Consider the following 20,699-nt stretch of genomic DNA (forward strand, 5'->3'; position numbering starts at 1 on the left):
GGACCAATGGGTGGTGATGGGTTGGCTTTACCAGCTGGCACTTGCAGCTTGATGAAGCCGACAATTTTTTTCGCCATGCTTTTCTCCTTGCGGGTTTTAACGCTCAAAACCAAATGGCTTTGGGCTCCCCGGGGTTAACGACTCGGGAATATTGTCGGGCGCCGAGTCGGGTAGCGCCAAACAGAGAATTTAGAAAAAACCAATCAGGTTTTTTCGACCTGTCCGAACTCCAACTCAACAGGTGTTGCACGACCGAAAATAGTCACCGAAACACGCATTTTGTTGCGCTCGTAGTTAACTTCTTCGACCGTGCCATTGAAATCGGTGAACGGACCCTCTTTGACGCGGATGTACTCACCCACTTCAAACTCCACCTTATGGCGGGGTTTGTCGGTGCCTTCTTGCATCTGGCTCACGATTTTCTGAACATCGGCCTCGGAAATTGGGGCTGGTCGGTTCTTGGCCCCACCCACAAAGCCTGTGACTTTGTTGGTGTGCTTGACCAAATGCCAGGTTTCGTCGTCCATGACCATTTCTACCAGCACATAGCCGGGGAAAAATTTACGCTCAGTCGTGCGCTTTTGGCCGTTTTTAACTTCTACAACCTCTTCGGTCGGCACCAGAATGCGACCAAATTTGGTTTCCATGCCTGAACGCGCAATGCGTTCGATGATGTTTCGCTCGACCGCTTTTTCCATCCCGGAGTAAGCGTGTACCACGTACCATTTCAGATCTGGATTGGTCGAAGAGCCCGCCATGGGGGCGTTGACTACTGCATCGTTCATTATTTTTTCCACCCAAGAATCAGATCGTAGAAAACCCATTCCAGAGTTTTGTCGGTGAGCCACAAGAACAGTGCCATCACCACCACAAAAGCAAAAACGTATGCCGTGATTTGCATGGCTTCTTTACGCTCGGGCCAGACAACCTTCTTGACTTCCCGCACGGCATCCCGACCGAAAGCGATCAACTGGCGTCCCGACTCAGAAGTGAAGAACACGGCCACTGCAGCCAGCAAGCCGACCAACAAGCCCGCCCACTGAACCCATCCACCTCGGCCAGCCAACATGTAAAAGGCCACGAGCGCACCAATGACCAATGCAGCAGCCAATGCCACTCGCATCTTGTCACCCGCAGCATTCACTGTTTGAACTTCAGACGTTGCCATACGGCTTGAAACCTTTGTTGAGCCCCCGATGAACGAAGACCCTTATCAGACAAGGAAGCCCGCTAGGGACTAGCGGGCTTGAAAATCCACCTGTTCAGGTGGCAGGGGCAGTAGGAATCGAACCTACAACCTTCGGTTTTGGAGACCGACGCTCTGCCAATTGAGCTATACCCCTACGAAACCTCTCAAGCGATGATCTTGGCAACGACGCCAGCGCCAACCGTGCGGCCACCTTCGCGGATGGCGAAGCGCAAGCCTTCTTCCATTGCAATGGGGTTGATCAACTTCACAGTGATCGACACGTTGTCACCAGGCATCACCATCTCTTTGCCTTCTGGCAATTCGATCGCGCCTGTCACGTCAGTCGTACGGAAGTAGAACTGAGGACGGTAGTTGTTGAAGAATGGCGTGTGACGGCCACCTTCGTCTTTGGACAAGACATAGATCTCGCCCGTGAAGTGGGTGTGGGGCTTGATCGAACCTGGCTTGCACAGCACTTGGCCGCGTTCGACGTCTTCACGCTTGGTGCCGCGCAGCAAAATGCCGACGTTGTCGCCCGCTTGACCTTGGTCCAACAACTTGCGGAACATCTCAACGCCTGTGCAAGTGGTCTTGACAGTGTCTTTGATACCCACGATTTCGATTTCTTCGCCGACTTTGACGATACCGCGCTCGATACGGCCAGTCACCACAGTGCCGCGGCCAGAGATGGAGAACACGTCTTCCACAGGCATCAGGAACGAGCCATCCACTGCGCGGTCAGGCGTAGGAATGTAGGTGTCCAGAGCTTCGGCCAACTTCATGATGGCTTGCTCGCCCAGAGGACCTTTGTCGCCTTCCAAAGCCAGCTTGGCAGAACCTTGCACGATCGGTGTGTCGTCGCCTGGGAAGTCGTACTTGGACAACAACTCGCGAACTTCCATCTCGACCAGTTCCAACAACTCAGCGTCGTCGACCATGTCGCACTTGTTCAGGAACACGATGATGTAAGGCACGCCAACTTGACGGGCCAACAAGATGTGCTCGCGGGTCTGAGGCATTGGGCCGTCAGCTGCGGAGCAAACCAAAATAGCGCCGTCCATCTGGGCAGCACCCGTGATCATGTTCTTCACATAGTCAGCGTGGCCAGGGCAGTCCACGTGCGCATAGTGACGGTTAGCCGTCTCGTACTCGACGTGGGCGGTGTTGATCGTGATACCACGGGCTTTTTCTTCGGGCGCCGCGTCGATCTGGTCGTACGCTTTGGCAGCACCACCGAACTTGGCAGCCAACACGGTCGTGATGGCCGCTGTCAACGTGGTTTTGCCATGGTCAACGTGACCGATGGTGCCCACGTTAACGTGGGGCTTGGTCCGTTCAAATTTCTCTTTTGCCATATCTTCGACTCCGAAAAGTAGCGGTCAACAACCAAAACAGAGGGCGCACAACTTACGGTGTACGCCCCAAAACTGGTGCCCTTGGCGGGAATCGGACCCGCGACCTCTCCCTTACCAAGGGAGTGCTCTACCACTGAGCCACAAGGGCGAAAACATCTGACAAACTCAACCGGTTCGATGGAGCGGGAAACGGGAATCGAACCCGTGTCATTAGCTTGGAAGGCTAAGGTTCTACCATTAAACTACTCCCGCACTGATCGCGCCGCACGAGTGGATGCTGCGCCAATGCTTGGAAACCATTTCCAATTGCTCAAATCAATCCAGCTTAAGCCAGTTTGCTGGTGGAGGAGACTGGATTCGAACCAGTGTAGGCGTAAGCCAACAGATTTACAGTCTGCCCCCTTTAGCCACTCGGGCACCCCTCCAGAAGCGAGTCTTATATTATGACATCTTTTTGTGACGCACTGCAAGACGGCCCACAAAATTTTCACCAGTCGATGGCTTTTCCGCCGCATTCTTCAAGAAATGAATTGGCCTGAGCGAAGTGATCGCAGCCCAGAAAGGGAACAGGACGGCGCAAGGCCGAAAGGGGAGACGGGTGATTGGCCTGCAGCAACAAATGCTTGGCAGCGCTTGCAGTTTGTTCGATCAACGTTTTTTTGGCCTGCGCTTGTGCACCCCACAACATGAACACCACCGGCGATGAACTTTGGGCCACAATTTTGACCAGTTCATCGCTCAAAATCTCCCAACCCCACCGAGCATGGCTGGCCGCTTGCCCATCTTGTACCGTCAAACAAGTGTTGAGCAGCAAGACACCTTGCCTTGCCCAGCGCACCAGTGACCCGTGAGTGGGCATCGTCACACCCAGACTTTGCTGCAACTCCTTGAAAATATTGCGCAAACTGGGTGGCAAGCGCACCCCATGCGCCACAGAAAAGGCCAATCCTTCTGCCTGGCCCGGTCCGTGGTAAGGGTCTTGACCCAAAATCACCACACGCACCTGGCTCAGCGGGGTCATGCTCAGCGCCCGAAAAGGGTCTGGTGGGTAGATGATGGCTCCAGAATTCAGGGCATCGGTCAAGCGCGCAGACAAGGCATGCCCGACCGCCGAGGCCAAAAACTCGACCACATGCGTCCGCCACCCCTCATCCAGTCTTTGCAGATCAGGGGGCCAGTTCAGCAACCGATCGGCCACCAAAGCCCCGTCTTCAAACGCCAGACTCTGCTGACCCAGCATGCGGGACATCAGGCAAATAGTTTAGACAGCGCCTCGCCGGGCTCGCTCGAACGCATGAAGGCTTCGCCCACCAAAAAGGCATTGACTTTCGCCTCGCGCATCCGCAGGACATCTTCCGGGGTTTGAATACCGCTTTCGGTCACCAACAAGCGATCGGCCGGTACATCGGGCAACATGTCTAGGGTGGTTTGCAAGGACACTTCGAAGGTCTTCAGATTGCGGTTGTTGATGCCGACCAGGCGGGTTTTCAGCTTCAGGGCGCGCTCCAATTCGGCCCGGTCATGCACCTCCACCAGCACCGCCATATCCAGGCTGCGGGACACCGCTTCCATCTCGGTCATTTGGCCATCGTCCAGGCAAGCGGCGATGAGCAAGATGGCATCGGCCCCCATGGCCCGGGCTTCATAGACCTGGTACACATCGATCATGAAGTCTTTGCGCAACACCGGCAGGTCGCAGCTGGCACGGGCTTGCTTGAGGAAATCCACTCTGCCCTGAAAAAACTGCTTGTCCGTTAAAACAGACAAACACGCTGCGCCATGCTCGGCATAACTTTGGGCGATGTCGGCCGGGATGAAGTCGGCGCGCAGCACGCCTTTTGAGGGGCTGGCTTTTTTGATTTCGGCGATCACCGCAGCTTGGCCTGCAGCGATCTTGGCACGCATCGCGCCTTCAAAGTCACGGGTCAGGACGCGGCTTTCGGCATCGGCGCGCACCACGGCCAGCGATTTTTGCTTCAGGGCCGCAGCCACTTCTTCGCGTTTGACCGCGACAATTTTGTCGAGGATGTCAGTCATGATTTTCTTTCTGTCCGGGCGCGATGGCACCGTTTTTTCAAAATGCGAACAATGGCGCAGTGCATCACCAACCCGACCACCATAAACAACGGCGAAACGCCCCCGGCGATCCAAGCCCCTTCGTCCTGCCACACAACTCAAGCCGCCAACTGACCAAAGGCCACGAACTGCGCCAGCTTGGCTTTGGCCGCACCAGATTCGATGGCCACGCGCGCGCGCGCCAAACCATCGGCGATGCTGCTGGCCACATTGGCCGCGTAAAGGGTTGCGCCCGCGTTGATCATGACGATGTCGCGCGCTGCGCCAAGCTGATTGTCCAGCACACCACGAAGCATGGCCATGGACTCCTGGGGCGTGTCCACCCTCAGGGCCCGGTTGCTGGCCATGGTCAGGCCAAAGTCCTCAGGGTGGATTTCGTATTCAGTGATCTGGCCGTTTTGGAGCTCCCCCACCAAGGTGGCCGCGCCCAGGCTGATTTCGTCCATGCCGTCGCGGCCATAAACCACCACCGCATGCTCAGCCCCCAAGCGTTGCAAGGCGCGCACCTGAATGCCCACCAGGTCGGAGTGAAACACACCCATCAAGATGTTCGGTGCGCTGGCCGGGTTGGTCAAGGGCCCAAGGATATTGAAAATCGTACGCACGCCCAGCTCCTTGCGCACCGGAACCACGTTTTTCATGGCCGGGTGGTGGTTGGGGGCGAACATGAAGCCGATGCCCACTTCTTCGATCGAGCGGGCAATCTGCTCTGGCGTCAGGTGGATGTTGCCACCCAGTGCCTCGACCACATCGGCGCTGCCAGACTTGCTGCTGACGCTGCGTCCACCGTGTTTGGCGGTTTTGGCCCCAGCTGCAGCGGCCACAAACATGGCACAGGTCGAGATGTTGAAGGTATGGGCCCCATCGCCCCCCGTGCCCACAATGTCCACCAGGTGCGTGGGGTCGGGCACATGGACCTTGGTCGAAAACTCCCGCATGACCTGAGCGGCGGCGGTGATCTCGCCAATGGTTTCCTTCTTCACGCGCAGGCCCGTGATGAGCGCCGCCGTCATGACGGGTGACAACTCACCATTCATGATCATGCGCATGATGTGCAGCATCTCGTCATGGAAAATTTCGCGGTGCTCGATGGTGCGTTGCAGCGCTTCCTGAGGGGTGATGGGCATGGTGGGTTTTCTCTCGGATGATGGGGTACGTAGAAAGTTCAGTGCGAATGCGCGTCGGTCAATGCAAGCTTCAGGCCAAAGCCGACAAACAGCAAGCCGGCCAGCCGGTCCATGTGGTGCATGACGCGCTGCATGCCTTGGGCCCGGCGAGCCAGCCAAGAGGCGGCCAAGACCCAGCCCATGCACACCAGCAAACTGTTGAGATTGAACAAGCAGCCCAAGAGCACAAAAGACCAGGTCGGGTCAGGCGCCTGCGCCGGGATGAATTGCGGCACAAAGGCCAGAAAAAAAAGCGCCACTTTCGGGTTCAGGGCGTTGGTGGCAAAGGCGCCAAAGAAAACGGCCAGTAAACCGGTCATCTCCTTGGAGGCAGGACCATACAAATGCCGGCCAGAGTGGTCCATCACCGACTGTTCCTGAGCCCTGTTGCCATCGCCATGGGCTGAGGATGTGCGCCACAACAGACGCCCACCCATCCACACCAAGTACGCAGCACCCATCCACTTGATCAGGTTGAAGGCGTCTGCCGAGGTGGCCAAAACGACCCCCAGTCCCAAAGCGGCCGCAGCCACATGCAAAAAACACCCGGCTGTGATGCCCCAGGCGGCGACCAACCCACGCTGCACACCGCCGCGCAAGGACTGGTTGACGATGTAGAGCACATCCGGCCCGGGGGTGAGGTTGAGCAGCACACCGGCCAGCATGAACATCAGAACTTGCTGCGTTTCGGGCATGGCTTCAGTAAACGCCAACTCGGGTGGGAGCCGGACTTGTCGGTGCAGATGCATTCGCCATCAAGCGCCTGATGCAGGCGATGGCATGGTCGATGCCCGCAGCATCCACCCCCAAGTGCGTGACAAAGCGCAATCCAATCAAGCCTGTGGCCAAAACGCCCTGGGCTTTCAGACCCTCGAGTAGAACCGGGCCACGTCCATCGGCCACATCCACAAAAACGATATTGGTTTGCGCAGAACGCACACTCAGGCCCGGCACGCCTTGCAGTCCTTGGGCCAGCCGCTTTGCCAGCGCATGGTCTTGCGCCAAGCGGTCCACATGGTGCTCTAGGGCGTGCAAAGCTGCAGCCGCCAAAATACCGGACTGACGCAAGCCGCCCCCCAAAACCTTGCGCCAACGCAGCGCTTTGGTGATCAACTCATGGGAGCCGCACAAGGCCGAGCCGACGGGCGCACCCAAGCCCTTGCTGAAGCACACGGACACGCTGTCGAAGTGGTCAACGATGCGGCGCACGCTGGCTGTGACCAACCCACCTTCGGCCTGTGCCACGGCAGCATTGAACAGCCGTGCGCCGTCCAGGTGCACGGCCAAGCCATGCTGTCGGGCCAAGCCTGTGGCTTGCGCGAGATAAGCTTGCGACATGGGGTGACCATTCCAGGTATTTTCCAGCGCCAGCAGACGGGTGCGTGCAAAGTGGCAATCGATGGGTTTGATGGCTGCGGCAATGTCGGTCAGCGACATTTCACCCGAAGCGTTTTGCGCCAAGGGCTGCGGCTGGATGCTGCCCAGCACGGCCGCGCCGCCGCCTTCGTAGCGGTAGGTATGGGCGTTTTGCCCCACGATGTACTCGTCGCCCCGCTCACAATGGGCCATCAAGGCGCACAAGTTGCTCTGCGTGCCCGAGGGCATGAACAAGGCCGCTTCTTTGCCCGTGATCTGGGCGATGCGTTCTTGCAAGGCATTGACCGTGGGGTCGTCGCCAAAAACGTCATCGCCCAAGGGCGCGCGCAAAATGGCTTCGCGCATCGCTGCGGTGGGCTGAGTGACGGTGTCGCTGCGTAAATCAATCATGGCCGCTCCAGAAAGTTCTTGAGCATGGCATGGCCATGCTCTGTGAGGATGGATTCCGGGTGAAACTGCACGCCCTCGATGTCGAGTTCGGTGTGGCGAACGCCCATGATCTCACCATCTTCGGTCCAGGCGGTGACTTTCAGGCAAGACGGGCAACTGGACCGCTCAATGGCCAGCGAGTGGTAGCGGTTGACAGTGAGTTGTTTGGGCAAGCCAGCGAAAACGCCTTCTTGCGTGGTGGTGATGACACTGGTCTTGCCATGCATCAATTGTTGTGCACGAACAATCTTGCCGCCAAAGGCCGCACCCATGCTTTGGTGCCCCAGGCACACGCCCAGAATGGGCAGTTGGCCCGCGAAGTGCTGGATGGCCGCCACCGAGATCCCCGCCTCGGCTGGCGAACAGGGCCCCGGCGAGATCACCAAGCGATCAGGTTGGCGCGCGGCAATGCCTTCCAGGGTGATTTCGTCGTTGCGAAAGACTTCGACGTCTGCGCCCAGCTCTCCAAAGTACTGCACGATGTTGAAGGTGAAGGAGTCGTAGTTGTCGACCATCAGGAGTTTGATTTTTTTCGCCATGGTCACTCCAAGCCTTCTTCGACCAACTCGCTGGCGCGCAGCAAGGCACGCGCCTTGTGCTCGGTTTCGCGCCACTCCATCTCAGGCACCGAATCGGCCACCACGCCCGCAGCCGCCTGCACATAGAGCGTCTGGTCCTTGATGACCGCAGTTCGAATGGCGATGGCAACGTCCATGTCACCCGCATAACTGATGTAGCCGCAGGCACCACCATAAATGCCGCGCTTGACGGGTTCGAACTGGTCGATCAACTCCATGGCATGCACCTTGGGGGCACCGGTTAAAGTACCAGCCGGGAAGGTGGCTTTGAGCACGTCCATGTTGCTCATGCCCTCGTTCAGCAAGCCTTCGACGTTGCTCACGATGTGCATCACATGGCTGTAGCGCTCGACGACAAAGGCTTCGGTTACCTTCACCGAGCCAATTTGGGCGATGCGGCCAATGTCGTTGCGGGCCAAGTCGATCAGCATCACATGCTCGGCCCGCTCTTTCGGGTCGTTGATCAATTCCTGTTCTGCAGCCTTGTCTTTTTCCGGGGTTGCGCCGCGTGGGCGTGTGCCCGCCAGCGGACGGATGATGACTCTGGCGCCCTCTTCGGTCAGCTCTTGGCGCACCAAAATCTCTGGGCTGGCCCCGACGACATGGAAGTCGCCGAAGTTGTAGAAATACATGTAGGGGCTGGGGTTGAGCGAGCGCAGCGCCCGATAAAGCGAGAGCGGGCTTTCGGTGTAGCGTTTCTTGATGCGTTGCCCCACTTGCACCTGCATGAAATCGCCGCCCGCGATCATCTCTTTGGCTTTTTCCACAGCGGCAATGTAATCGGCCTTGGCAAAGTCACGCTCGGCCGGGTATGACTGGGTGGGTTTGACGACCGGGGCGCTGACCGAGTATTTGAGCTGCTCTTTCAGCTCGCGCAGGCGTTTTTTCGCGCCCACAAAGGCTTCAGGCGTGGCCGGATCGGCGTACACGATCAGGTACAACTTGCCCGACAGGTTGTCGATGACCGCCAGTTCTTCGCACTGCAGCAGCAAGATGTCGGGCGTTCCCAGGGTGTCGGGCGGGCAGGATTTTTCGAGTTTCTTCTCGATGTAGCGCACCGCGTCGTAGCCAAAGTAGCCCGCCAAGCCACCACAAAAACGCGGCAAACCTGGGCGCAAAGCCACCTTGAAACGCTTTTGGTATTGCTCGATGAAATCGAGCGGGTTGCCCGCAGCGGTCTCGATCACCAACCCGTCGCACACCACTTCGGTCTTGGCTTCTGCGCCAAATCCGCTGGCGCGCAACAAGGTGCGCGCGGGCAGTCCAATGAAGCTGTAGCGACCAAACCGCTCTCCGCCCACCACCGATTCGAGCAAAAAGCTGTATTTGCCGTTGTCCTTGGTGTGGGCCAGCTTCAGGTAAAGCGACAGGGGGGTTTCCAGGTCCGCAAAGGCCTCCAGCATGAGGGGAATGCGGTTGTAGCCTTGGCTGGCCAGGCTTTTGAATTCAAGTTCGGTGATCACAGGCTAGAGCCTCCAAAGCGCTCAGCGACCTCGTTCGAGGTGCTTTTCATTCATCCAGGTGCCCGGTCATGTTGAGCATGAAAACGGGCGCGGGTGGCGGGCAAGCCGCACAGTCGATGGGGTCAGGCTGGCCGACGCCAAGGCCAGGCTCCCCGGCCTTCCGCAGGGGAATGGCTCGGCAGGCTGGCTGCGCTGGAGTGGTTGTGGACGATGAACATGGTCTGTTAAGTGTAGCAAAGCCCGGTTGCCGCTTTCCACTGCATCGGCAGCCTGCTTGGGCTCAAGTCATTGGCTCGTGGTCTGCAAACGCTCTGGTAAGTCGGCCAGCGTGTCCAACCAAGCAGCGGCAGGCGTGTCTTGCACGCGCTGACCGTGGTTGTAGCCGTACGTGACCAGCACCACCGGGCAGCCCGCAGCGTGGGCGGCCTGCGCGTCGTTGCTGGAATCTCCCACCATCAAGGTGCGTGCTGCGGCCGTGCCCAGCGCCTCACAGGTTTTCAGCAAGGGCAGGGGGTCGGGTTTTTTGCGCTCGAAACTGTCACCCCCAAACACGGGACCAAAAAAGTGCGTCAGTGACTTTTCTTTCAGCAAGGCCTGGGCAAAGGCCAATGGCTTGTTGGTCAGGCAGGCCAAGGGCATGCCCTGGGCGGCCAACTCCTCGAGCGCCGCCAGAGCGCCCGGGTAGACATTGGCAAACTGACCATTGATCGACAAATAGTGGTGCTGGTAGCGCTGCCATGCGCGACCGAAAAGGGCGTCCACCGACAGGGCCGGACATGCCTGGCCCACGCCTTTGACTTCGGGCCGATTGATTTGATGCGCCAGCAAGGTGCGGATCAGGTGCTCGGAGCCTTTGCCAATGGTTTGCTCGATGAGCGCATCCGAGACCGGAGGCAAGTCCAAATCGGCCATGGTCCGGTGCAAGGCCACCTGAAAGTCTCCCAATGTGTGCACCAAAGTGCCGTCCAGGTCAAAAATGACCGCATCGACCTCTATCAGATCCAGCACAGTTTTCATGGCATCAACCCAAAGCGACACGCATCTGGTCGATCACCGCTTTGTAGTCGGGTTTGCCAAAGATCGCGCTGCCCGCCACAAAGGTGTCTGCTCCTGCATCGGCTACTCGGCGAATGTTGTCAGCCTTGATGCCCCCATCCACTTCCAGGCGAATGTCTCGGCCGCTGCGCTCTATCCATTGACGCGCCAATTCGACCTTGCGCAAGGCCGACTCGATGAAGCTTTGACCACCAAAACCCGGGTTCACGCTCATGATCAGGATCAGATCAATCTCGTCGATCGTCCACTCCAGCACATCCAGGGGTTCGGCCGGATTGAACACCAGGCCCGCCTTGAGGCCCTTGCTTTTGATGGCCTGAATGCTGCGGTGCACATGCGCACTGGCATCCGGGTGGAAGCTGATCAGATCAGCGCCCGCATCGGCAAATGATGCCGCCAGGGCATCCACAGGAGAAATCATCAAATGCACATCTATCGGAACAGCGACACCGGCCGCTGTTTTGGCGTATGGCTTGAGGGCTTCGCAAATCATAGGGCCAAAGGTGAGATTGGGCACGTAATGGTTGTCCATCACATCAAAATGGATCCAGTCGGCACCGGCGTCGATGACGCTTTTGACTTCAGCACCCAGACAGGCGAAATCAGCCGAGAGAATGGAAGGGGCAATTTTGTAGCGACTTGTCATGCCAGAATTGTCGCAGTTAACATGCACCCATGTCTGCTCACCAAATTCATATTGATGTTTTGCCCCAGTACGTTGCCGAGCAAAGCAACCCCTTGCAAGATGTTTATGCTTTCTCATACACCGTGACGGTGACCAACACTGGCAAGACGCCGGTACAGCTGATTTCCCGCCACTGGATCATCCAAGACGAAAAGGGCCACATGGACGAGGTCAAGGGTTTGGGGGTTGTAGGGCAACAACCGCTGCTGCGGCCCGGTGAGGCTTTCCAGTACACCAGCGCCTGCCGTTTGCGTGCTGCCAGTGGCACCATGCACGGCAGCTATTTTTTTGTCTCTGATGATGGCCAGCGTTTTGATGCGCCCATTGCCAAGTTTGTGCTGGATGCCTCGGGCAGCTCATCCACCGGGCGCACACTGCATTGATCCTGTCTCGATCCTGCCGCTTGACTTGCGGTTAAGCTCTGCGCCATGGGTGAATTTGACCTGATTGAACGCTTCTTCAAGCGTCCACCGCGCCAAGCCAACGTTGGTGTGGGTGATGACTGTGCCGTTTGGACACCCCGCGAGGGCCATCAGTTGGCCTTGTCGGCCGACATGCTGGTCGAAGGCCGCCATTTTTTGAGCACCGTGGACCCCGTTCATCTGGGCCATAAGTCATTGGCTGTTAACTTGAGCGACTTGGCTGCGTGTGGTGCGACACCCCAGGCTTTTTTGCTGTCCCTATCATTGCCACGGGTTGACGAAGATTGGCTGTCCAGCTTTACCAAGGGATTGTTTGACCTGGCCGATGCCCATGCTTGCGAACTGATTGGCGGAGACACCACCCAGGGCCCGCTGAACATCGCCATCACGGTCATGGGCGATGTGCCGCATGGACAAGTGATTTTGCGTCGCCATGCCCAAGTGGATGACGATGTGTATGTCAGTGGATTTTTAGGCGATGCACGTTTGGCCCTCGAAGTTTTTCGTGGCGCGATCAGCCTGCCCGAAGCAGTTTTTTTGGCCGCCCGTCAGCGATTGGAATGCCCAGATCCGCGAGTGACGCTTGGCCAAGCCCTGCGCGGGACGGCCACCGCCATGGCCGACATCAGCGACGGTTTGGTTGGCGACTTGGGACACATTCTCCAATCAAGCCATGTGGGGGCCGAGATCGATGTTTCCCTTGCCAGCAGCCTGATGGCGACCAATGCACTGTGGCACTGCCCTGCACCGCTGGCCCTCCATTGTGTTTTTTCAGGCGGCGACGATTACGAGCTGGTTTTCACGGCCCCGCCTTCTGCTGCGCGACAAGTAAAGCTTGCCGCGGAGATGACGGGCACACGTGTCACGCGCATCGGACACATCACCGCACAGCGTGGTCTGATTTTGCGTGACGCACACGGTCTGGCGGTCACCCATGCGCTGTCTTCTTTTGACCACTTTGCTTGAAGAGGGCCGCCTTGACTGATTCACCGCATGCCCCTGTGCGCGCCAGTGCCGCCTTCATGCTGTCGCACCCTGCACACGCCATTGCCCTGGGTTTCGGCTCTGGACTTTCTCCGAAAGCACCAGGCACAGTGGGCAGTTTATGGGGTTGGGTGTCTTGGCTTTTGATTCAGCAACAGTTCAGCATTTCAAGCCAAGTGTGGATCATCGCGTGTGCTGTGCTTGTGGGCTGGTGGGCTTGCACCGTGACCGCCCGCCACATGGGCATCAGTGACCCCGGTGCCATTGTCTGGGATGAAATTGTGGCCATGTGGCTGATCCTTTTTATGCTCACCCCCAGTGGTTTTGGCACTCAACTGGCCGCATTTGTGCTGTTCCGTTTTTTTGATGCGGTCAAACCAGGCCCTGTCGCTTGGGCTGATCGATTGTTCAAAGGTTTTGGCTGGCGCGGCGGTTGGGGCATCCTTTGGGACGACCTGGTGGCCGTTTTTTGCACCCTGCTGGTGATGGCTTTGTGGAGGATCTGGTGATGCAGGCATTGGTTGAACGTGTTGCCCACCTACTGACTGCGCGGCACTGGATGTTGGCAACCGCCGAGAGTTGTACAGGCGGTCTGATCGCAGCTCAATGCACCGACTTGCCTGGGTCAAGTGTTTGGTTTGAGCGTGGATTTGTGTCCTATTCCAACGAAGCGAAGTCGCACATGTTGGGCGTCTCACCGGAATTGATTCAGTTGCATGGCGCTGTCAGCGAACCTGTCGCGCGGGCCATGGCCCTGGGCGCAGTGTACCGATCCAAAGCGGCTGCGGCTGTGGCCGTGACAGGTGTTGCGGGCCCAACGGGTGGCAGCCCTGGTAAGCCAGTGGGCACCGTATGGATTGCTTGGTGTGTTGGCGGCAAAACCTCTGCCGAACTCAAATACCTCGATGGCGATCGCCAAACTATTCGAAGGCTGACTGTCGAGGCTGCCTTGCAGGGTTTGCTAGAAAGACTGAGCGCATAAGCGTGCACTCATCGCTGTAGTCGATCATCTTGGCCGTGTAAAGGCCCACAAAAAAGCCCTCCTAAGAGGGCTTTTTTGATGTTCAGCTTGTGCTGACATTTGGTTGCGGGGGCCGGATTTGAACCAACGACCTTTGGGTTATGAGCCCAACGAGCTACCAGACTGCTCCACCCCGCGATATCTTCGAATTATAGCTTACTCTGCGGCTGAATCAGCAGGTGATTCAGCGCGATCGACCAATTCAACCAAAGCCATCGGTGCATTGTCACCCACGCGGTAACCCATTTTCAGGATGCGCGTGTAACCACCAGGACGCTTGGCGAAACGTGGGCCCAAATCAGCAAACAATTTGATGACGCTGTCACGGTCACGCAGGCGGTTAAAAGCCAAACGCTTGTTGGACAGGCTGTCTTCTTTGGCCAAAGTAATCATCGGCTCAATGACGCGACGCAGCTCTTTGGCCTTAGGCAGTGTTGTTTTGATGACTTCATGCTCAATGAGCGAGTTCATCATGTTGCGCAACATGGCGAGGCGGTGCTCGCTGGTGCGGTTCAATTTACGGAGTCCGTGTCCGTGGCGCATGGTGCTTACCTTTCTTTATTAAACAGACAGCCGTATCAGGTACTGCCCGTGCACAACCCGGAGTTAACCGGGAACTTCAACTTAACGCTTTTCCAGACCAGCTGGTGGCCAGGATTCGAGCTTCATGCCCAAAGTCAAACCACGGGAAGCCAGAACTTCCTTGATCTCGTTGAGTGACTTGCGACCCAAGTTAGGGGTCTTGAGCAACTCATTCTCGGTACGCTGGATCAGGTCACCGATGTAATAAATGTTTTCTGCTTTGAGGCAGTTGGCCGAACGTACGGTGAGTTCGAGCTCGTCCACAGGGCGCAATAGGATCGGGTCGAAACTGCCGGCACCACCGCGCACTGCAGGGGCATCGAAGGCCGACAGCTCACTGCCTTCCAGTTGTGCAAACACAGCCAATTGCTCGACTAGAATTTTGGACGATGCGCGAACAGCGTCTTCTGCTGTGATGGCACCATTGGTTTCGATTTCAATGACCAATTTATCCAAATCAGTACGCTGCTCAACACGCGCGCTTTCGACGGTATAGCTCACACGCTTGACGGGCGAGAACGACGCGTCAAGCACAATGCGGCCCAAGGCTTTGGTCGGCTCATCAGCATAGCGGCGCATGCTGCCGGGTACATAACCACGGCCTTTCTCGACCTTGATCTGCATGTCCAACTTGCCACCTTGTGACAGGTTTGCAATGACGTGATCAGGGTTGATGATTTCAACATCATGCGGTGTCTGGATGTCGGCAGCAGTGACCGGACCTTCGCCATCTTTGCGCAAGCTCAGCGTGACTTCATCGCGGTTGTGCAATTTGAACACGACACCTTTGAGGTTCAACAGGATGTTCACAACATCTTGCTGTACACCATCGATGGATGAGTATTCGTGAACGACACCGGCAATGGTCACTTCAGTGGCGGAATAACCGACCATAGAAGAAAGCAAAACACGGCGCAGCGCATTGCCCAAGGTGTGGCCGTAGCCGCGCTCAAATGGTTCTAACGTGACTTTGGCACGGTTGGCTGCCAGTTGTTCGACCTGGATAGCTTTGGGTTTCAACAGATTGGTTTGCATTCAGACTTCCTCTCAATACCCCCGGTTCGTTACACCGGTAAGGCTGATGAAGCACCCGGCCCACAATGCCTTGTGCGCCGGGAACGATTGAAACAGTGTATTAACGTGAATACAGTTCGACGATCAACGATTCGTTGATGTCAGCACCAAATTCGTCACGGTCAGGCACTTTCTTGAAGGTGCCTTCTGCTTTATCAGCATTCACTTCGACCCATGCAGGCATACCCACTTGAGCGGCCAATTGCAGCGCCTCAACCACACGGTTTTGCTTCTTGGATTTCTCGCGAACCGCCACCACATCACCGGCCTTGACCAGGTAAGAAGGAATGTTCACGGACTGGCCATTCACGGTGATCGCTTTGTGAGACACCATCTGACGGGCTTCTGCACGTGTAGAGCCAAAACCCATGCGGTAAACCACATTGTCCAAGCGGCATTCAAGCAACGCCAACAGGTTTGAGCCTGTATTGCCCTTGCGGCGGTCAGCTTCTGCAAAATAACGGCGGAATTGCTTTTCGAGCACACCGTACATGCGCTTGACTTTTTGCTTTTCGCGCAACTGCAAACCGTAGTCTGAAGTCCGCTGACCTGAAGTGCGGCCGTGTTGGCCTGGTTTTGAGTCGAATTTGGACTTGTCCGCAATGGAGCGCCGTGCACTCTTGAGGAACAAATCCGTGCCTTCACGGCGTGAAAGTTTGGCCTTGGGGCCGAGGTAACGTGCCACTTGATTTTCCTTTATTCAGCTGCCGCATCCATAAATGCGGGAGCCAGGCGATGCAAGCATGGCCTGGCGGTGGGCTTGATTTAAAACTTAGATACGACGGCGCTTTTGAGGGCGGCAGCCGTTATGGGGAACCGGTGTCACATCGGCGATCGATGTGATACGGATGCCCAGTGCACCCAAGGCACGGACCGAAGACTCACGACCTGGGCCGGGGCCTTTGATCTCGACGTCTAGGTTTTTGATGCCTTGTTCTTGGGCAGCACGGCCAGCCACTTCAGAAGCGACCTGAGCTGCAAAAGGTGTCGATTTGCGCGAACCCTTGAAGCCCTGACCACCCGATGAAGCCCACGACAAGGCGTTGCCTTGACGGTCGGTGATCGTGATGATGGTGTTGTTGAACGAAGCGTGCACGTGAGCAATGCCGTCAGCAATGTTCTTGCGGACTTTTTTGCGAACACGTTGTGCGGCGCTGTTGGATTGTGCTTTTGCCATGGTGGTTTCTCAATTCTGCTTATTTCTTCAGAGCCGCAGCACCTTTACGCGGACCCTTGCGAGTCCGTGCGTTGGTACGTGTACGCTGACCGCGCATGGGCAAACCGCGACGGTGGCGGAAACCACGGTAGCAACCAATGTCCATCAAACGCTTGATGTTCATGGTGGTTTCGCGGCGCAAGTCACCTTCAATGGTGAACACTGCGATCTGGTCGCGAATTTTTTCCAGGTCTGCGTCGGTCAAGTCCTTGATCTTCTTCGAATAAGCGATGCCGGAGGCCTCGCAAATTTGTCGAGCCCGGGTGCGACCAATACCGAAAATGGCAGTCAAGCCAATTTCAGCATGTTTGTGCGGCGGAATGTTGATGCCAGCGATACGTGCCATTTTCGTCCTCTAAAACTAATTCAATCAGCCTTGACGCTGCTTGTGACGTGGATCGGTGCAGATCACACGAACAACGCCTTTACGGCGGATGACTTTGCAATTACGGCAAATTTTTTTCACCGAAGCAGAAACTCTCATGGTTCTCTCCTAAAACTCATCGATACCCAGACTTCACAGGCCAGGTGAAAAATATGGCCCCTCGCCAGAGCTCAGGGTTCATTACCAAACTTTCAACAAGTCGGTCAGGACTTGAAGCTCGCCTTTTTCAGAAGCGAATCGTATTGTTGTGACATCAAGTAATTTTGCACTTGAGCCATGAAATCCATGGTCACGACCACGATGATCAGCAGAGAAGTGCCACCAAAGTAAAACGGAACATTGTATTTCAGAATCAAAAATTCAGGCAGCAAGCACACAAAAGTGATGTAGGCTGCACCCACTGCGGTCAAACGCAACAAGATCTTGTCGATGAATTTGGCTGTTTGATCACCCGGGCGAATGCCAGGAATGAAAGCGCCGCTCTTCTTCAGGTTATCGGCTGTTTCACGGCTGTTGAAAACCAACGCTGTGTAAAAGAAGCAGAAGAAAATGATGGCGGCAGCGTAAAACATCACGTAGATCGGCTGGCCTGGCGCCAGCGCGCTGGCCACATCCTTGAAGAACCGAACCACGACACTTTCAGATGATCCTGAGCTGAACCAACCAATCAGAGTGGCAGGCAGAAGAATGATAGAGGAAGCAAAGATCGGGGGAATCACACCGGCCATGTTCAACTTGAGGGGCAGGTGCGAAGATTGACCACCGTACACCTTGTTGCCCACTTGGCGGCGTGCGTAATTCACAAGGATCTTGCGTTGACCGCGTTCGACAAAGACCACAAAGTAAGTAACCAATCCCACCAACACGATGATCAACACCGAGATCAGAGGATTCATCGCACCCGTCCGAACCAGCTCAAACAAACCACCCAATGCGCTAGGCAAACCTGCAGCAATACCTGCAAAGATGAGAATCGAGATGCCGTTGCCCAGACCACGCTCTGTTATCTGCTCACCCAACCACATCAGGAACATCGCTCCGGCCGTCAAACTGACCACCGCCGTCATGCGAAAGCCCATTCCGGGATTGATCACCAAACCAGCAGAGGCTTCTAACGCAACGGCAATACCGAACGACTGAAAAAGTGCCAAGCCCAAAGCGCCGAAACGCGTGTACTGGGTGATCTTGCGACGACCTGATTCGCCTTCCTTCTTCATTTGCTCGAACGTAGGGACAACGTAAGTCATCAACTGCATCACAATGGAAGCAGAGATGTAGGGCATGATGCCCAAAGCAAAGATAGTGAAGCGAGACAGAGCACCGCCTGAGAACATGTTGAACAAGCTCAGAATGCCGCCCTGTTGACCGTTGAACAACTGCTTGAGCTGGTCAGGATCGATGCCGGGCACAGGAATGTGCGCTCCGATACGGTAGACCACCAACGCCAACAGCAGGAAGACCAGTCGACGACGCAAGTCACCGTACTTTCCTGCTTTGGCTGTTGGATTAGCGTTGGTTGCCACGTTGTGTCTCGTCCATCAAGTTTCAGACCACGGTGCCGCCAGCAGCTTCAATGGCTGCCTTTGCACCCGCAGTTGCACCGATGCCTGTCAACTTGACAGCCTTGGTCAACTCACCCGTGTTGATCACTTTGACCACTTTGGCCATTTGTGAAACAAGACCGGCTTGCTTCAGTGTCAAAACATCCACTTCCGCCAAATCCAAACGGGACAAAGTGGTCAGTGTGATTTCTGCGTTGTACTTCAGCAAGTGTGATTTGAATCCGCGCTTGGGCAGACGGCGCTGCAAAGGCATCTGACCGCCTTCGAAACCGACTTTATGGTAACCACCCGAACGGGATTTCTGACCTTTGTGACCACGGCCTGCTGTTTTACCCAGACCGGAGCCAATACCACGGCCAACTCGGCGTGGTGCGTGCTTGGAGCCTTCTGCAGGCTTGATGCTATTGAGTTCCATCATCGGCCTCTTAGAGAACTTTGACCAGATAGCTGATCTTGTTGATCATGCCGCGCACAGCGGGCGTATCCTGCAACTCACTCACGGAGTTGAGCTTGCGCAGACCCAATCCACGAACTGTGGCGCGGTGAGTAACTTTGGTGCCAATTGGGCTGCGAACCAATTGGACTTTCACGGTTGATTGTGTCGTCATGTTCGATCTCCGGTTCAGCCGAACAACTCTTCAACGGACTTGCCACGCTTGGCAGCCACGTTGGAGGCTGTTGTGCAGTTGGACAAGGCGTCCAATGTGGCACGAACCATGTTGTAGGGGTTGGATGAACCATGGCTCTTGGCCACGATGTCCGTGATGCCCACCACTTCGAACACAGCACGCATAGGACCGCCAGCGATGATGCCAGTACCTTTTGGCGCTGGTGCCATCATCACGCGGGCAGCACCGTGGTGGCCGTGCACGGCATGGTGAATGGTGCCATTTTTGAGGTGGACTTTGGCGAGGTTACGACGGGCTTCTTCCATCGCTTTTTGCACAGCCGCTGGCACTTCTTTCGATTTGCCCTTGCCCATGCCCACCTTACCATCGCCGTCACCGACCACGGTCAAAGCTGCGAAACCGAGGATACGGCCGCCCTTGACCACCTTGGTCACGCGATTCACCGCGATCATCTTTTCACGCAGACCGTCTTCCGGACCGTCGCTCTGCGGTTTTGCTGTAAATTTAGCCATTTGTTACTCCGATCCGTTTAGAACTGCAGACCTGCTTCGCGGGCTGCTTCGGCCAAAGCCTTGACACGACCGTGGTAAGCGAAACCTGCACGGTCGAAGGCGACCTTCTCGACGCCAGCTGCTTTTGCTTTTTCAGCAATGCGCTTGCCAATGACTGCGGCAGCGGCGGCATTGCCACCCTTGCCAACCGCACCCAAGGCCGTGCGCACTTCGGCCTCGGCAGTGGATGCACTCGCCAAAACTTTGGTGCCGCAACCAGAAATAACGCTGGCATAGATGTGCAAGTTGGTACGGTTCACGGTCAAACGGGCCACGCCTTGCTGTGCAATGCGGATGCGTGTTTGTCGCGCACGACGCAGACGCTGCTCTTTCTTGGTCAACATGGTGCAGCTCCTTATTTCTTCTTGGTCTCTTTGATCGTGATCTTCTCATCCGAATAACGGATGCCCTTACCTTTGTAAGGCTCAGGAGGACGAACAGCACGGATCTCAGCAGCAATTTGGCCAACACGTTGACGGTCGGCACCCTTGATCACGATTTCAGTCGCGGTTGGGGTGGCCACCGTGATGCCCGCAGGCATTTCAATGTTGACAGGGTGTGAATAACCAACAGCCAGATTCAATTTGGCACCGGATGCTGCCGCCTTGTAGCCCACGCCGACCAGGTTTAACTTCTTTTCGAAGCCCTTGGTCACGCCATTCACCATGTTGTTCACCAGCTGTCGCATGGTGCCACTCATGGCATTGGCTTCGCGTGAATCATTGGCTGGGGCAAAACTCAATTTGCCGCCCTCGTTGGTCACAGTCACCAGCATGTTGGATGCGATGGCCAGTTGACCACCCAAGCCCTTGACACTGATTTGATCTTGTTTAACTGACACATCCACACCAACGGGGATGGTCACAGGCATTTTTCCTACGCGGGACATTCTTTTTCTC

28 protein-coding genes, 5 tRNA genes and 1 pseudogene are annotated in these 20,699 nt (G+C 56.4%); 4 read left to right on the forward strand and 30 right to left on the reverse strand.

Features of this window, described 5'->3' with window-relative positions; all coding sequences use genetic code 11:
• The 17 genes and pseudogenes from rplK to rpe form a co-directional block, all read right to left on the reverse strand.
• Window positions 1–77 (reverse strand): annotated as a pseudogene (gene rplK, locus Q0O99_RS00005) (50S ribosomal protein L11); the annotation flags it as partial.
• Window positions 78–203: 126 nt separating this feature from the next.
• The gene (gene nusG / locus Q0O99_RS00010; protein WP_019430861.1) at window positions 204–785 is read right to left on the reverse strand and encodes a transcription termination/antitermination protein NusG; all 582 of its coding nucleotides are present in this window, start codon (window positions 783–785) and stop codon (window positions 204–206) included.
• Window positions 785–1,168, reverse strand: coding sequence for a preprotein translocase subunit SecE (gene secE / locus Q0O99_RS00015; protein WP_100120363.1), 384 nt, complete (start codon window positions 1,166–1,168; stop codon window positions 785–787). The genes nusG and secE overlap by 1 nt, the downstream gene beginning before the upstream one ends.
• Before the next feature lie 99 nt (window positions 1,169–1,267).
• Window positions 1,268–1,343, reverse strand: a tRNA-Trp gene (locus Q0O99_RS00020).
• Window positions 1,344–1,353: 10 nt separating this feature from the next.
• Window positions 1,354–2,544, reverse strand: a complete 1,191-nt coding sequence (gene tuf / locus Q0O99_RS00025) for an elongation factor Tu (protein ID WP_293747265.1) — start codon at window positions 2,542–2,544, stop codon at window positions 1,354–1,356.
• A gap of 73 nt (window positions 2,545–2,617) precedes the next feature.
• A tRNA-Thr gene (locus Q0O99_RS00030) sits at window positions 2,618–2,692 on the reverse strand.
• Window positions 2,693–2,722: 30 nt separating this feature from the next.
• Window positions 2,723–2,796, reverse strand: a tRNA-Gly gene (locus tag Q0O99_RS00035).
• Window positions 2,797–2,883: 87 nt separating this feature from the next.
• A tRNA-Tyr gene (locus tag Q0O99_RS00040) sits at window positions 2,884–2,969 on the reverse strand.
• Window positions 2,970–3,031: 62 nt separating this feature from the next.
• Entirely contained in the window at window positions 3,032–3,793 is a 762-nt protein-coding gene (locus Q0O99_RS00045) for a uracil-DNA glycosylase (protein WP_293747267.1), read from the reverse strand.
• Window positions 3,793–4,581 (reverse strand): indole-3-glycerol phosphate synthase TrpC, encoded by a 789-nt coding sequence (trpC, locus tag Q0O99_RS00050; RefSeq protein ID WP_293747269.1) that lies wholly within the window; start codon window positions 4,579–4,581, stop codon window positions 3,793–3,795. Before trpC ends, Q0O99_RS00045 begins: the two co-directional genes overlap by 1 nt.
• 137 nt (window positions 4,582–4,718) lie before the next feature.
• On the reverse strand, window positions 4,719–5,747 hold the full coding sequence (gene trpD, locus Q0O99_RS00055; protein WP_293747271.1) for an anthranilate phosphoribosyltransferase: 1,029 nt from the start codon (window positions 5,745–5,747) through the stop codon (window positions 4,719–4,721).
• Between the two features lie 38 nt (window positions 5,748–5,785).
• A complete protein-coding gene (locus Q0O99_RS00060) occupies window positions 5,786–6,481 on the reverse strand; it encodes a LysE family translocator (protein WP_293747272.1) in 696 nt (231 codons plus the stop codon).
• A 4-nt stretch (window positions 6,482–6,485) separates the two neighbouring features.
• The gene (gene ltaE, locus Q0O99_RS00065; RefSeq protein ID WP_293747274.1) at window positions 6,486–7,553 is read right to left on the reverse strand and encodes a low-specificity L-threonine aldolase; all 1,068 of its coding nucleotides are present in this window, start codon (window positions 7,551–7,553) and stop codon (window positions 6,486–6,488) included.
• Window positions 7,550–8,131: an aminodeoxychorismate/anthranilate synthase component II gene (locus Q0O99_RS00070; protein ID WP_293747276.1), complete on the reverse strand. Its 582-nt coding sequence runs from the start codon at window positions 8,129–8,131 to the stop codon at window positions 7,550–7,552. The genes ltaE and Q0O99_RS00070 overlap by 4 nt, the downstream gene beginning before the upstream one ends.
• Before the next feature lie 2 nt (window positions 8,132–8,133).
• Window positions 8,134–9,633: an anthranilate synthase component I gene (trpE, locus tag Q0O99_RS00075; protein ID WP_293747278.1), complete on the reverse strand. Its 1,500-nt coding sequence runs from the start codon at window positions 9,631–9,633 to the stop codon at window positions 8,134–8,136.
• A 285-nt stretch (window positions 9,634–9,918) separates the two neighbouring features.
• Window positions 9,919–10,650, reverse strand: coding sequence for a phosphoglycolate phosphatase (gene gph / locus Q0O99_RS00080; RefSeq protein WP_293747280.1), 732 nt, complete (start codon window positions 10,648–10,650; stop codon window positions 9,919–9,921).
• Window positions 10,651–10,654: 4 nt separating this feature from the next.
• The gene (gene rpe, locus Q0O99_RS00085; RefSeq protein ID WP_293747282.1) at window positions 10,655–11,335 is read right to left on the reverse strand and encodes a ribulose-phosphate 3-epimerase; all 681 of its coding nucleotides are present in this window, start codon (window positions 11,333–11,335) and stop codon (window positions 10,655–10,657) included.
• Window positions 11,336–11,364: 29 nt separating this feature from the next.
• On the opposite strand from rpe, the gene apaG reads away from it, so the two are divergent.
• Genes apaG through Q0O99_RS00105 form a run of 4 tightly spaced genes read left to right on the forward strand, consistent with a single transcriptional unit; the run spans window position 11,365 to window position 13,762 of the window.
• On the forward strand, window positions 11,365–11,757 hold the full coding sequence (apaG, locus tag Q0O99_RS00090; RefSeq protein WP_293747284.1) for a Co2+/Mg2+ efflux protein ApaG: 393 nt from the start codon (window positions 11,365–11,367) through the stop codon (window positions 11,755–11,757).
• 45 nt (window positions 11,758–11,802) lie between these two features.
• Window positions 11,803–12,762 (forward strand): thiamine-phosphate kinase, encoded by a 960-nt coding sequence (gene thiL, locus Q0O99_RS00095; RefSeq protein ID WP_293747286.1) that lies wholly within the window; start codon window positions 11,803–11,805, stop codon window positions 12,760–12,762.
• 56 nt (window positions 12,763–12,818) lie between these two features.
• Window positions 12,819–13,289 (forward strand): phosphatidylglycerophosphatase A, encoded by a 471-nt coding sequence (locus Q0O99_RS00100; protein WP_293747680.1) that lies wholly within the window; start codon window positions 12,819–12,821, stop codon window positions 13,287–13,289.
• Window positions 13,289–13,762, forward strand: coding sequence for a CinA family protein (locus Q0O99_RS00105; protein WP_293747288.1), 474 nt, complete (start codon window positions 13,289–13,291; stop codon window positions 13,760–13,762). Before Q0O99_RS00100 ends, Q0O99_RS00105 begins: the two co-directional genes overlap by 1 nt.
• A 100-nt stretch (window positions 13,763–13,862) precedes the next feature.
• Here Q0O99_RS00105 and Q0O99_RS00110 read toward each other — a convergent pair.
• The 13 genes from Q0O99_RS00110 to rplF all read right to left on the reverse strand — a co-directional run bounded on the left by Q0O99_RS00110 (window position 13,863) and on the right by rplF (window position 20,689).
• Window positions 13,863–13,939, reverse strand: a tRNA-Met gene (locus tag Q0O99_RS00110).
• 18 nt (window positions 13,940–13,957) lie between these two features.
• On the reverse strand, window positions 13,958–14,344 hold the full coding sequence (gene rplQ, locus Q0O99_RS00115; RefSeq protein ID WP_293747290.1) for a 50S ribosomal protein L17: 387 nt from the start codon (window positions 14,342–14,344) through the stop codon (window positions 13,958–13,960).
• Between the two features lie 81 nt (window positions 14,345–14,425).
• Window positions 14,426–15,418 carry a DNA-directed RNA polymerase subunit alpha gene (rpoA, locus tag Q0O99_RS00120; protein WP_293747292.1) on the reverse strand — a complete coding sequence of 331 codons (993 nt, stop codon included), beginning with the start codon at window positions 15,416–15,418 and terminating at the stop codon, window positions 14,426–14,428.
• A 100-nt stretch (window positions 15,419–15,518) separates the two neighbouring features.
• Window positions 15,519–16,142, reverse strand: a complete 624-nt coding sequence (gene rpsD / locus Q0O99_RS00125) for a 30S ribosomal protein S4 (RefSeq protein ID WP_062407211.1) — start codon at window positions 16,140–16,142, stop codon at window positions 15,519–15,521.
• An 87-nt stretch (window positions 16,143–16,229) separates the two neighbouring features.
• A complete protein-coding gene (rpsK, locus tag Q0O99_RS00130) occupies window positions 16,230–16,634 on the reverse strand; it encodes a 30S ribosomal protein S11 (RefSeq protein WP_019427456.1) in 405 nt (134 codons plus the stop codon).
• 19 nt (window positions 16,635–16,653) lie between these two features.
• A complete protein-coding gene (gene rpsM, locus Q0O99_RS00135; protein ID WP_019429278.1) occupies window positions 16,654–17,019 on the reverse strand; it encodes a 30S ribosomal protein S13 in 366 nt (121 codons plus the stop codon).
• Between the two features lie 24 nt (window positions 17,020–17,043).
• A complete protein-coding gene (rpmJ, locus tag Q0O99_RS00140) occupies window positions 17,044–17,157 on the reverse strand; it encodes a 50S ribosomal protein L36 (RefSeq protein WP_028820150.1) in 114 nt (37 codons plus the stop codon).
• Window positions 17,158–17,261: 104 nt separating this feature from the next.
• Entirely contained in the window at window positions 17,262–18,581 is a 1,320-nt protein-coding gene (gene secY / locus Q0O99_RS00145; protein WP_293747300.1) for a preprotein translocase subunit SecY, read from the reverse strand.
• Between the two features lie 22 nt (window positions 18,582–18,603).
• Window positions 18,604–19,035 carry a 50S ribosomal protein L15 gene (rplO, locus tag Q0O99_RS00150; RefSeq protein ID WP_293747302.1) on the reverse strand — a complete coding sequence of 144 codons (432 nt, stop codon included), beginning with the start codon at window positions 19,033–19,035 and terminating at the stop codon, window positions 18,604–18,606.
• A 10-nt stretch (window positions 19,036–19,045) separates the two neighbouring features.
• Entirely contained in the window at window positions 19,046–19,228 is a 183-nt protein-coding gene (gene rpmD, locus Q0O99_RS00155) for a 50S ribosomal protein L30 (RefSeq protein WP_293747304.1), read from the reverse strand.
• 14 nt (window positions 19,229–19,242) lie between these two features.
• Complete coding sequence (rpsE, locus tag Q0O99_RS00160) at window positions 19,243–19,761, reverse strand: 30S ribosomal protein S5 (RefSeq protein ID WP_019429274.1); 519 nt, start codon at window positions 19,759–19,761, stop codon at window positions 19,243–19,245.
• Between the two features lie 17 nt (window positions 19,762–19,778).
• A complete protein-coding gene (gene rplR / locus Q0O99_RS00165; RefSeq protein WP_293747307.1) occupies window positions 19,779–20,144 on the reverse strand; it encodes a 50S ribosomal protein L18 in 366 nt (121 codons plus the stop codon).
• 11 nt (window positions 20,145–20,155) lie between these two features.
• Entirely contained in the window at window positions 20,156–20,689 is a 534-nt protein-coding gene (rplF, locus tag Q0O99_RS00170) for a 50S ribosomal protein L6 (protein WP_293747682.1), read from the reverse strand.
• Between the last annotated feature and the right edge of the window lie 10 nt (window positions 20,690–20,699).

It is taken from the genome of Limnohabitans sp. Rim8 (assembly GCF_945901735.1).
In the GTDB taxonomy this organism is placed as follows: domain Bacteria; phylum Pseudomonadota; class Gammaproteobacteria; order Burkholderiales; family Burkholderiaceae_C; genus Limnohabitans_A.